Raw genomic sequence first — 10,566 nt, 5'->3', positions numbered from 1 at the left:
GCGTGTACGCTCCCATTCGATGCAGATGAAAACGATTGTCAATAGGCTTGCGGCCGACTGGCTGGCATTCGTATCGGAAGATATTGACGGAATGCCCATCGGGACAGTCGAACTCAGCGTGCCGCTGGTTGGCGGGGTTATCCAGATCGGTGCCCGCGGCGACCTCGAGGTAGGTCGGATACGCGTCGTCAAAACACCGAGCACGCTAACGGTCAAGCGGGTCGACGGTAACCCCTTGCAAGTCGAGATCATCGTTGACGGCGACCAGGCGACGAGATCGACAGTGTTTCGACAGCCGGTGGAACAGCTACGGCTGCAGCGAACAGGCGACGGTGCCGGTACCACGGCGGTGTGGTACGCGCCAGGACCGATAAACGTCGACCGTACAGAGCATCTGAAGCAATTCGCCGACATCATCGGGAGGTTCGCTTCGGCAAAACGGCGCACAGTACGCTCGGCGGCGTGACGAACCCAACCCTGCGCGCCCTTGCCGGACTGCCCCAGCAGCCGGTCGGCCTGGCTGAATCGACCCTCATCCTGATCGACTGCCAAAACACCTACACCGGTGGCGTGATGGAACTCGACGGCGTGCGGGCGGCCCTGGACGAGGTGGAGGCGCTGCTCGATCGCGCCCGCTCGGCAGGCATTCCGATCATCCACATCCAGCACGACGACGGTCCTGGGTCGCTGTACGACATCGAGGGGGAGAGCGGCTCGATCGTGTCTCGGGTAGCCCCGCGCAACGGCGAACAGGTGGTGGTGAAGAACTATCCGAATGCCTTCGTGCAAACGGACTTTGACGACCTGTTGAAGACCTCTAATGCATCGAACCTCGTGATCGCCGGGTTCATGACACACATGTGCGTGAACTCGACCGCGCGTGGGGCGTTCAACCTCGGATACTCGCCGACGGTGGTCGCCGCGGCCACGGCGACCCGTGCGCTACCCGGCCTGAATGACGCCACGGTGCCTGCGGCGGCGATGCAGACCGCCAGCCTTGCGGCGATGGCCGACCTGTTCGCCGTCGTGGTGCCGAGTGGGGAGAGCATCCCCGACTGACCCCGCCCAGTCACACAGGCCAGTCGGCCGAGCTGGACAGGAAGCGCAGGGCCGCCGCAGGAGGCAGCGGATGCCGGCCATCTGTGGTGATCGCGTCGAGAATCAGAGCCACGTAGCGCCGCCAGCCGTCGCTGCCGAGATCCATCGTCCACAGCACACTGTTGAGCATTGCGACGATCCGGGGTAGATCCTCGGGGACGAGGTCCGCACGGACCAGACCGGCCTGCTGGGCGCGGCCTGCGAGGTCCCCCAACGCTTTGTTTAGATCGGTGGACACGTCAGGAGTCAGCGAGCCGGCCTTGCGCGCAGCCGCCAGGATGTTGTGTTCGCGGGCGCCCAGCGATATCGCCGCCTCGATCAGCTCGGTGAGCCCACGCAGCGGATCGTCGGTGCGGCGTGCCCGCTCGATCGCGGGTGAAAGATCCTCGGCGATGCTCTGGTCCAGAGCGGCCCTGACCAGGTCGCCCTTGGACGGAAACCTGCGATAAAGCGTTCGTTCGCCGACGCCGGCGCGACGGGCGATGGCCTCGATGGGCGCGTCCGGCCCCAGCTCGCCGTAGACCTCACGCGCCGCACGCAGGATGCGCCCGGCGTTGCGTGCCGCATCCGCCCGTAAGGGTCGGTCGGCAACCGCAGTCATCGTGACAGCCTAACCGACAGTTGACTGCCATTCAGTCATGGCCCTACGCTCGGTAATTGACAGCTATCTGACACTTAGCGGGGAACGCCGGTGACGTCAACAACTTCCGATCTTGGCTCTGAGACGGCCCTGCCCGTCATCCCCGCCCAGCGCGCTGCGGGCTGCCCGCTGCATCCGCCCGTCGAGTTCACGAAATGGCGGGAGGAACCCGGCCTGCAACGGGCGATGTACCAGGGCCGAGCGGCCTGGGTGGTGAGCCGCTACCAGGACATCAGAGCCGCGTTGGTCGATCCACGCCTGTCCGCGGACAGCATTCCGGACTGCCTGAAGCCGACGGGCGCTGACGGCGACACGGTCGTGATGTTCGCGCGGATCGACGATCCCGAGCACCATCGATTGCGGCGCATGATGACCAGAGACTTCACCTTCAGGCGGGCCGACGGTATGCGCCCGCAGATTCAGGAGATCGTCAACCGATATCTCGATGAGATGATCCGCAATGGCCCGCCCGCCGACCTCGTGCGCGATTTCGCTTTGCCCGTGCCGTCATTGGTGATCGCGCTGTTGCTCGGGGTGCCGTCCGCGGACCTCGAACACTTCCATCGCAACACCACGATCTCACTGGACACGAAGGCGTCCGACGAGCAGAGGGCGCGGGCCTTCGAAGCGATTTTCACCTACATACGGGAGTTGGTGGACCGCAAGGAGCACGACCCCAGCGATGATCTCATGAGCCGCCTCGTCACCGACTACGTCGCGACGGGCCAGCTCAACCGCGAGACCGCGGCGATGACAGGTGCGATCATGATGCAGGCCGGCCACGAAACCACCGCGAACATGATCGGGTTGGGAACTGTTGCGCTGCTGCAGCATCACGATGTCTTCGAACGGCTCGGCCACACCGACGATCAGGTCGTCATCGCGAACATCGTCGAGGAGCTGATGCGCTATCTCACCATCGTGCACAGTGCGGTGGACCGGGTGGCGACCGAGGACCTCACTATCGACGGGCAGTTGATCCGCACCGGCGACATGGTGGTGATGAACCTGCCTGCCGGAAATTGGGACAACGGCTTCGTGGACAACCCGGAGATGTTCGACGTCGACCGAAACACCCGAGGACATTTGGGGTTTGGTTATGGGGTGCATCAATGTATCGGCCAGAACCTCGCCCGCGTCGAGATGCAAGTCGCGTTCGCGACGCTGGCGCGACGCCTTCCCGGTCTGCGCGTGGCGGTGCCGCCCGACGAACTGAGGTTTAAGGGCGAATCCGGTATCTACGGCATGAAGGAGCTGCCTGTCACGTGGTGACATCGACCGACGAACTGCGGTTCGACGATCGCGTCGCCGTGATCACGGGCGCCGGAGGCGGTTTGGGGCGCGAATACGCGCTACTGCTTGCTTCCCGCGGGCCGCGGATCTTGGTCAACGACATCGGGGGTGCAGGAGATCCACCAGCGCGGTGGTGAGGCGATCGCGGACAGTTCCGACGTCGCCGCCCCGGAAGGTGGTCAGGCGGTCATCGACGCGGCGCTGGACGCCTGGAACGGGCGCTGCCAAGACCGGGCGCTGCCAAGACCGGGCTCATCGGCCTCACTCGCGTGTTGGCCGCCGAAGGAGCCGGCCTGGGCATCAAGGTCAACGCCATCGCCCCGATTGCGACTACCCGCATGTTGGCTTACTCCATCAGCGGCGCGGGCAGGCAGGACGACGCCTGGACGACCTTGTAGGCCAATACATCCAGAAACTCGACCTCGCACGGGTGGCACCCGTGGTGGCCTTCCTCGCACACCAGGACAGTCCACTATCTGGGGAGATCTACACGGTGGGCGCCGGGCACGTCGCACGATTTTTCATCGACCGGACGAAAGGCTTCTACAATCCCGCGCTGTCGGTTGAGGATGTGCGTGACCACTTGACGAGATCCACGACGACTCCGAATACACCGTGCCCGGCGGACCCGCCGACGAGATGGGTGAGCTGTTCGGAGCGATCTTGACGGGCTGACGCGGGCCGTTGTGGGGTGTTTGCCATGGTCGGATGGCACAATTTGCTAAATGCGGATGTCGGCCAAGGCGGAGTATGCCGTCCGCGCCATGGTGCAACTGGCGACGGTCGACGAAGGCGTACTGGTCAAGACCGATGATCTGGCCAAGTCACAGGGCATCCCGCCGCAGTTTCTCGTCGACATCCTCTCGGACCTGCGCACCGACCGGCTGGTGCGCAGTCACCGCGGCCGCGAAGGCGGATATGAACTGGCCCGCGCCGCCGCCGACATCAGCATCGCCGACGTGTTGCGCTGCATCGACGGGCCCCTGGCCAGTGTCCGCGATATCGGGCTTGGCGATCTGCCGTACTCGGGGCCGACCGCGGCGTTGACCGACGTGTGGCGCGCGCTTCGGGCCAGCATGCGATCGGTGCTTGAGGAAACCAGCCTCGCCAACGTGGCGACGGGCGCGCTGCCCGACCACGTCCACAGAATGGCCGACGACTACCGCGGTCAGGAAGAGCAGCGCGGGCACTCGGTGGGCTAGCGGCGCCGCCGCGATTGGCCGCGGGTGGCGATGCCGTCGAGCAACATCTGTAGTCCCCGGTCGAAATCCTCTTCGACCGACATCTGCATGGCGACTCCGGACAGCGCCTCGACGTTGGGGTACTCCGCGCCCGCCACCGATCCGATGCGGGCCGCGGTTTCGCCAGCGGTGTCACCGCGGGTCAACGGGCCCGCCAGTTCGGCCTGTGCGGCGCCGACGACAAAGCCCAGCACGGCGTGGAAGGCCGCGAGTTGGTCGCGATTTGTCAGTCGGGCACGTCCGAGCGCGGCGATGAGGGCGTCGGCGGCCGCGAAACCTGTGGCTGAGGCCGTACGCCGGGTGAGTACCAACGGAATCGCGGCGGGGTGGGCGCGAATGCCCTGCCACATCGCATCGGCGATCGCGTACACGTCCTGCTTCCAGTCGTCGGTGGGTTCCGGCACGGTTACCTCGGCGACCACCGCGGCGACGACGAGCTCCTCGAGGCCTTCCTTGTCACTGACGTAGTTGTAGACCGTCATCGGGCCGGTCCCCAGTGCGGCCGCCAGCGCGCGCATGCTCAGGCCGCTCAGGCCTGCGGCGTCGACAATTCCCAATGCCGCGGCGGCGATTTCGTCGGTAGTGAACCGTGCCCGCATATCACGCCTTTGCTCTTGACAAGTACAGCGTACGTGAAGCACTCTAGGCCATACGTACGTTGTACTTATTGAGAGGACGACAATGCCAACCACCATCCCGACCCAGCGGGTCGACTTCCGTTCCCGTGGTGCCCGATGCGCGGCGTGGTTGACGCTGCCGCCGGGGGCAGGGCCGCATCCGGCGATTGTGCTGCTGCATGGCCTAGGCGCTACCCACGAGATGATGTTGTCTCAATACGAGCAGCACTTTGCCGCCGCGGGAATCGCGACGCTTGCGTTCGATTACCGCAATACCGGGGCATCGGACGGCAAAGCGCGGCAACATATTTCGACGCGCGCACAGCAACATGATGTCGCGGCTGCGCTGGCACATCTGAAGGCCCTGCCGGACATCGACTCGGGACGGATCGGGCTGTGGGGCACCAGTCTCGGTGGCATGAACGTGATCCGGGTAGCGGCCGGCCGCGCCGACGTGGCGGTCGCGGTGGTGCAGTGCCCGATCGTGCATGGCCCGGGTGCGGCTCGCCGGCTGGGGCTGCTGGCGTCGCTGCGGATCACGCCCGCGATCGTGCAGGACGCACTGCGAGTGATGGCGCGACGTGGTCGCCGGTATGTGCCGATCGTCGGACCGCCTGGCAGCCGGGCGATGGTCACCGTCGCAGGCGCGGAAGCAGGTTGGAACTCCACAGTGCCGCCGGGTGGCCACTTCGACAACCGGATCGCTGCCGCCGATGCCGTTGCCATGGTGACGACTTCAGCAATTCGGCATGCCCGCAACGTCAAAGCGCCGTTGTTGGTGTGCGTCTGCGACCGGGAGACGCTGATGGATCCGCAGTACGCCGAGTTGGTGGCGCGTCGCGCACCCCGCGGCGTGGCCCGGCACTACGACTCCGATCACTTCGAGATCTACCATCCACCGCTGGTGAACCAGGCGCTGGCCGACCAGACCGCCTTTCTGCAGGAGCATCTCGATGTCCGTCCGTGATCTGTTGCGGTCCAACGACGAACGATTCCATGCGACGGCAGCGGGCCTGACCGCCGACGACTGGTCGCGACCGAGTCTGTGCGACGGCTGGTCGAACCACGACGTGCTTGCCCACCTGGTGATCGGCTACCGCGCGGGGCCCGGCGCGATGGTTGCCGAGATGGTGCGCCACGCCGGGTCATTCGATCGCGCCAACGCCGCGATCGCGCAATCGCTGGCCGCTTCACAGTGCCCCGCCGAGTTACTCGATGAGTTCGAGCGGCTGACCGAGCGGCCACGCGGATTGGGTCGATACTTTCCGCGCAGGCTGCTGCTCGGCGACCACGTCACCCACGAACTCGACATCCTGTTCGCGCTCGGCCACGAGCCGTCGGTACCGACAGATGCCGCGATCGCGGTGCTGAACACTCAAGTGGCCGTGCCCAATCCGTTCGTGCCGGCGTTCCGCAACAGTCGTGGCCTTCGGCTGGTGGCCACCGACGCCGACTGGGCACATGGCAAGCAAGGTCCCATCGTCGCAGGCCGCGCCGTCGAACTGATCTCCGTTCTCGGCAACCGACCCCGAATGCTGCCCTCGTTGGCCGGTGACGGCGTCGACGTGCTCGCTTCGCGGGTTAGTCAGCGCCCGATCCGTAGGGCCGGGTGAGGATTTCCATGTAGTGCCCGACGGGATCGAGGAAGTAAACACCGCGACCGCCGTCGTTGTGGTTGATCTCCCCGGGCCGCGTGCACATCGGATCGGCCCAATGATCCAGATTCCGCGTGCGGATGCGCCCGTAGATCGCGTCGAACTCGTCCTCGGACACCAGGAATGCGTAGTGCTGGGGGTGGATGTCTTCATCGTCGGCGACGTCGGCGTAGTCGAGCGTGACGCCGTTGGCGACTTCCACCATCATGAAGTGAGCCCACAATGTCGGGCTCGGCAGGTCGAACAGTTCGGTGAGGAATGTCGCCGATTGCTTCTTGTCCTTCGCGGCGACGATCGTGTGGTTGAACGTAATGGCCATGGATGACCCCTATGTGCTTCGGCGCCTCCATGCCTGACGCAGTCCGCCACCGGCACGCGACGCTATTGCCAGGATAGAGGCGTGGCCGATGTACGAGTACTGAACGGACCGAGGTTGAGCCTGCGCGCACCTCGGATCGAGGACGCCAATGTGCTGTTCGAACGGATCGCCTCGGATCCGGAGGTGACGCGCTATCTGGCGTGGCCCACGCATCCGGATGTCGCCGAAACGCGCAGGGTCATCACTGAGCTGTTCAACGTCGGTACCGAGCACACCTGGCTCCTTGAGCTGGAAGATGAGGCCGTCGGGTTGTGCGGATGGCGGCCCACGTCCGGCCACTCCGTCGATATCGGGTATTGCCTGGGCCGTCGTTGGTGGGGCCAAGGCCTCATGTCGGAGGCCGTCGGCTTGCTGCTGGACGATGTGCGCAGTGATGCGTCCGTGTATCGAGTGTCGGCGTACTGCCATGTCGACAACACCGCGTCGGCACGGGTGCTGGAACGCAGTGGACTGGCGCTGGAGGCGCGGCTCGTGAGATACGGCATGTTCCCGAATCTCAGCCCCGAGCCGCAGGAGTGCCTGCTGTTCGGCAAGGCGCTCAGGTAACCACGCCGCGCACCGCCCATGCGCGGCCGCGGAGCGTGAAGGCCGCATCGCCCACCCCGCGGTCACTCACTAAGCGGTTGTGAAGCCTGGATTGCAGAGCGTGCCTATCGGATTCCGCCAACGATGTCACGTAGACACCGGCCGGACCTTGGCCGTTCAAAAAGGGCTGCCAGTAGTCGTCGAAGGACGAGAACGCCATGTCGATGGTCAATGGCTGGTCCTCGACGTCGCGCATGTTGTGGTCGCGCCACAGTTTGCCGAGCGCGTCGTGTGTGCACAGCGGCATGTGCCGTTCATCGCGCGGTGCCGCGGCCGGTGCCAGCGCGATCGCTTCATCCCAGAACGTGCGGAGCATCTCCATGCCGTCGCCGTAGTCCCACACCGCCGCCGCAACGACACCGCCGGGCCGCGTCACTCGGGTCATCTGATCGAGCGCGACGGCCGGTTCGGGCACGAAGTTCAGCACCAGCATCGACAGTGTGCGGTCGAATGTGTTGTCGGAGAAAGGCAGGGCCGTTGCGTCGCCGACCTCAAACCGCACGGCTTCGTTCTGGGTATGCTCTTGTGCGTATCGAACGTAGGCGGCTGAGCGCTCGATACCCGTCACTCGGGCGGACGCGGTGGCCGACACCGCGAGCGAAAGCGCGCCGGTTCCTGATCCCACGTCGAGCACGAGGTGGTTTTGGCCGACTCTGGCGAATTCCACGAACTTCGGTGCGAGCCGACGGCTCCAGCGGCCCATGAATTGCTCGTAGCCATCTGCTTCGGAGAACATGGTGCGATCAGGCTATCTCCGCGGGCGTGATACGAAGAGTGCATGTCATTCGACGTGCGTGATCTCGCGGTTCCGGTGTTCGTCGCGCCGATGGCCGGTGGGCCGTCGACGCCTGAGTTGGCGGCTGCAGGCAGCAACGCCGGCGGGCTCGGGTTTGTCCCGGCGGGGTACTTGTCGGCCGAGACGTTCGCCGATCGCATCGCCACGACGCGCCGGCTCGCGATCGGACCGATCGGCGCCAATCTGTTTGTGCCGCAACCCAGCGCGGCAACTCCCGCCGCGATCGAGGCCTACACCGCGGCGCTGGCCCCTGAGGCGCAGCGCTACGGCGTTACGCCCGGCGTACCCCGATTCGACGACGACGCTTGGGCGGCGAAGCTGGACGTGCTGCTCGATCTGCGGCCAGAGGTGGTGTCATTCACGTTCGGCCTGCCGAGCGCGGACGAATGCCGGCGGCTGCGCGATGCCGGCATCACGACCGTCGGCACCGTCACAACACTGGCCGAGGCGCGAGCGGCTGCCGCGCTGGGCGTCGATGCGCTGGCGGCGCAGGGCCCGTCGGCCGGTGGGCATCGCGGAACGTTCGACCCAACGGCGCAGCCGTCGGCCGAACCGCTTGACCAACTGCTGGCCGCGGTGACCGCAGCTGTCGATATCCCGGTCATCGCTGCGGGCGGGCTCGTTACCGCCGACGACGTGCAACGCGTGCTGCGGGCCGGCGCGGTTGCGGCGCAACTCGGTACAGCGTTCCTGCTGGCCGACGAAGCAGGCAGCAGCCCCGTGCACCGCGCCGCGCTTCGGGATCCTCAGTTCACGGAAACCGTTGTCACTCGGTCGTTTTCCGGTCGCTATGCGCGCGGGTTGCGTAACAGGTTCATCGACGAGCACGAGGCCGAGGCGCCGTTCGGCTATCCAGAGGTTCACTATCTGACCAGCCCGCTGCGCGCCGCGTCGGTGCGCGCAGGCGATCCACACGGCGTCAACGTATGGGCGGGTACGGGATTCCGTGAGGCCAAGGCTGCTTCGGTGGCCGAGATCATGAGCAGCCTGGCCTAGCTTCCGCCGAACGTTCCTTACCGCCCGAAAAATTGCCGAAATTTCGAGTGGTAAGGAACGTTCGAGCACAGAGCACCCTGACGTGACCAGTCGGCTAACCGCGCGAGACTGAGCCAGGCGATCTCGGCCCTGCGTACCCGCTGACCCGATAGCGTCGGCACCATGCCGACGCTCACCCGGCGCGGGTTCACGCTGTCAGTCAGCGCGCTGGCGGCCGCGACTATGTTCCCCGGTTGCAGTGGTGGCGAGGCGGATGGTGAGGACGTTGTGGTCGTGGGCGCTGGCTTCGCGGGCCTCGCAGCGGCGCGGCGGTTGACCGACGAAGGCGTACGCGTGACGGTTCTCGAGGCGCGCGAGCGGATCGGCGGCCGGGCGTGGACCGATACCTCGCTAGGCGTCCCAATCGATCTCGGCGCGGCGTGGATTCACGGCACCGAAGGCAACCCGCTGGTGGGCCTTGCCGGCGAAGCAGGGGCGCGGACCGTCGAGACCGACTTCTACAACGCGCTGTTATTCGACGAGCAGGGTCTGATTGACGCCGCGCGCGCCCAGGACGCATTCGAGGCCTGGGGCGAAGTAGTCGAGGAGATTGACACGCTGAGCGAAAACGCCGGTGACCAAGCGTCTCTCGCGGACGGCCTCGCCGAGGTCGCGGATCTCGACGACCCGCTGGTTGCGTGGAACGTCAGGTCGAGCGTCGTGACCGAGTATGCAGCCGATCCAGATGAGCTGGCACTCAAGTGGTTCGGCCGCGAAGGGGAGCTCGCCGGGCCGGATCTCATCCTTCCGGGTGGTTATGCGCAGCTGGCCGAGCATCTTTCACGCGGCCTCGACATCCGGCGGGGCACCGAGGTCACGTGCATCGCGCACGGACGGACCCGTGCACACATCGAAACTTCGCGCGGTGTGTTCACCGCGGACCGGGTGATCGTCACGGTCCCGCTCGGAGTGCTCAAGGCGGGGACGATCGTCTTCGACCCGCCGCTTCCCGAGACAAAGCGCCGAGCGATCGAACGGCTCGGCTTCGGTGTCCTGGACAAGGTCGTTCTCGCGTTCGAAAAGCCCTTCTGGCCACAATCGGTGGACATGTTCGGCCTCGTAGGCCGCGAGCAGCCGGTCGCCGATGTGCTCAACGGCCTCTCGTTCGCGGGCGCACCAGTCCTCGTGGCGTTACGAGGTGGCGATGCCGCGCGGTCGCGCGAGGCGCTCTCCGATCGTGATGCGATTGGAGAAGTGCTCGCAGCGATCGACGCTCCCGAGCCGACA

General features: G+C 65.8%; 13 protein-coding genes and 1 pseudogene. 10 read left to right on the top strand and 4 right to left on the bottom strand.

What is annotated here, in order from left to right; genetic code table 11:
• Positions 1-466 (top strand): hypothetical protein (locus VFH65_RS30145; RefSeq protein WP_353326917.1); only part of this gene is annotated, 466 nt, incomplete at its 5' end.
• The gene (locus VFH65_RS30140; RefSeq protein ID WP_353326915.1) at positions 463-1,059 is read left to right on the top strand and encodes a cysteine hydrolase family protein; all 597 of its coding nucleotides are present in this window, start codon (positions 463-465) and stop codon (positions 1,057-1,059) included. The genes VFH65_RS30145 and VFH65_RS30140, both read left to right, overlap by 4 nt.
• 10 nt (positions 1,060-1,069) lie before the next feature.
• Here VFH65_RS30140 and VFH65_RS30135 read toward each other — a convergent pair whose 3' ends face one another.
• A complete protein-coding gene (locus VFH65_RS30135) occupies positions 1,070-1,699 on the bottom strand; it encodes a TetR/AcrR family transcriptional regulator (protein WP_353326914.1) in 630 nt (209 codons plus the stop codon).
• Between the two features lie 90 nt (positions 1,700-1,789).
• Between VFH65_RS30135 and VFH65_RS30130 the strand changes: the two genes are divergently transcribed.
• From VFH65_RS30130 to VFH65_RS30115, 3 genes and pseudogenes are all read left to right on the top strand, one after another.
• Entirely contained in the window at positions 1,790-3,010 is a 1,221-nt protein-coding gene (locus VFH65_RS30130; protein WP_414688544.1) for a cytochrome P450, read from the top strand.
• Positions 3,004-3,706: pseudogene (locus VFH65_RS32115) on the top strand (SDR family oxidoreductase). The gene VFH65_RS30130 and the pseudogene VFH65_RS32115 overlap by 7 nt, the downstream one beginning before the upstream one ends.
• Positions 3,707-3,756: 50 nt before the next feature.
• On the top strand, positions 3,757-4,233 hold the full coding sequence (locus VFH65_RS30115) for an Rrf2 family transcriptional regulator (protein WP_353326909.1): 477 nt from the start codon (positions 3,757-3,759) through the stop codon (positions 4,231-4,233).
• Here VFH65_RS30115 and VFH65_RS30110 read toward each other — a convergent pair.
• Positions 4,230-4,871: a TetR/AcrR family transcriptional regulator gene (locus VFH65_RS30110; RefSeq protein WP_353326908.1), complete on the bottom strand. Its 642-nt coding sequence runs from the start codon at positions 4,869-4,871 to the stop codon at positions 4,230-4,232. The two genes, VFH65_RS30115 and VFH65_RS30110, sit on opposite strands and share 4 nt — an antisense overlap.
• An 82-nt stretch (positions 4,872-4,953) precedes the next feature.
• Here VFH65_RS30110 and VFH65_RS30105 point away from each other — a divergent pair, with 82 nt between their 5' ends.
• On the top strand, positions 4,954-5,856 hold the full coding sequence (locus VFH65_RS30105; RefSeq protein WP_353326906.1) for an alpha/beta hydrolase: 903 nt from the start codon (positions 4,954-4,956) through the stop codon (positions 5,854-5,856).
• The gene (locus VFH65_RS30100; RefSeq protein WP_353326904.1) at positions 5,843-6,502 is read left to right on the top strand and encodes a maleylpyruvate isomerase family mycothiol-dependent enzyme; all 660 of its coding nucleotides are present in this window, start codon (positions 5,843-5,845) and stop codon (positions 6,500-6,502) included. The genes VFH65_RS30105 and VFH65_RS30100 overlap by 14 nt, the downstream gene beginning before the upstream one ends.
• Here the strand turns inward: VFH65_RS30100 and VFH65_RS30095 are convergent.
• Entirely contained in the window at positions 6,471-6,863 is a 393-nt protein-coding gene (locus VFH65_RS30095; protein WP_353326902.1) for a VOC family protein, read from the bottom strand. The two genes, VFH65_RS30100 and VFH65_RS30095, sit on opposite strands and share 32 nt — an antisense overlap.
• An 81-nt stretch (positions 6,864-6,944) precedes the next feature.
• On the opposite strand from VFH65_RS30095, the gene VFH65_RS30090 reads away from it, so the two are divergent.
• Positions 6,945-7,469 (top strand): GNAT family N-acetyltransferase, encoded by a 525-nt coding sequence (locus tag VFH65_RS30090; RefSeq protein ID WP_353326900.1) that lies wholly within the window; start codon positions 6,945-6,947, stop codon positions 7,467-7,469.
• Here VFH65_RS30090 and VFH65_RS30085 read toward each other — a convergent pair.
• Positions 7,462-8,244 (bottom strand): class I SAM-dependent methyltransferase, encoded by a 783-nt coding sequence (locus VFH65_RS30085; protein ID WP_353326898.1) that lies wholly within the window; start codon positions 8,242-8,244, stop codon positions 7,462-7,464. The two genes, VFH65_RS30090 and VFH65_RS30085, sit on opposite strands and share 8 nt — an antisense overlap.
• A 42-nt stretch (positions 8,245-8,286) precedes the next feature.
• Here VFH65_RS30085 and VFH65_RS30080 point away from each other — a divergent pair, with 42 nt between their 5' ends.
• Together VFH65_RS30080 and VFH65_RS30075 are read left to right on the top strand one after the other, a co-directional pair.
• Entirely contained in the window at positions 8,287-9,300 is a 1,014-nt protein-coding gene (locus tag VFH65_RS30080; RefSeq protein ID WP_353326896.1) for a nitronate monooxygenase, read from the top strand.
• Positions 9,301-9,462: 162 nt separating this feature from the next.
• A partial coding sequence (locus VFH65_RS30075; RefSeq protein WP_353326895.1) for an FAD-dependent oxidoreductase occupies positions 9,463-10,566 on the top strand: 1,104 nt, incomplete at its 3' end.

It is taken from the genome of Mycobacterium sp. (assembly GCF_035697385.1).
Classification (GTDB): Bacteria; Actinomycetota; Actinomycetes; order Mycobacteriales; family Mycobacteriaceae; genus Mycobacterium.
The sequence above is the reverse complement of the archived record's forward strand: the minus strand, read 5'-3'. Positions and strand labels throughout refer to the sequence as shown.

What these genes read in the sequence shown, in the direction of transcription:
- VFH65_RS30135 (WP_353326914.1), bottom strand. Translation starts at nt 1,699, where the DNA reads ATGACTGCGGTTGCCGACCGACCCTTACGGGCGGATGCGGCACGCAAC.
- VFH65_RS30115 (WP_353326909.1), top strand. Translation starts at nt 3,757, where the DNA reads ATGCGGATGTCGGCCAAGGCGGAGTATGCCGTCCGCGCCATGGTGCAA.
- VFH65_RS30110 (WP_353326908.1), bottom strand. Translation starts at nt 4,871, where the DNA reads ATGCGGGCACGGTTCACTACCGACGAAATCGCCGCCGCGGCATTGGGA.
- VFH65_RS30105 (WP_353326906.1), top strand. Translation starts at nt 4,954, where the DNA reads ATGCCAACCACCATCCCGACCCAGCGGGTCGACTTCCGTTCCCGTGGT.
- VFH65_RS30100 (WP_353326904.1), top strand. Translation starts at nt 5,843, where the DNA reads ATGTCCGTCCGTGATCTGTTGCGGTCCAACGACGAACGATTCCATGCG.
- VFH65_RS30095 (WP_353326902.1), bottom strand. Translation starts at nt 6,863, where the DNA reads ATGGCCATTACGTTCAACCACACGATCGTCGCCGCGAAGGACAAGAAG.
- VFH65_RS30085 (WP_353326898.1), bottom strand. Translation starts at nt 8,244, where the DNA reads ATGTTCTCCGAAGCAGATGGCTACGAGCAATTCATGGGCCGCTGGAGC.
- VFH65_RS30080 (WP_353326896.1), top strand. Translation starts at nt 8,287, where the DNA reads ATGTCATTCGACGTGCGTGATCTCGCGGTTCCGGTGTTCGTCGCGCCG.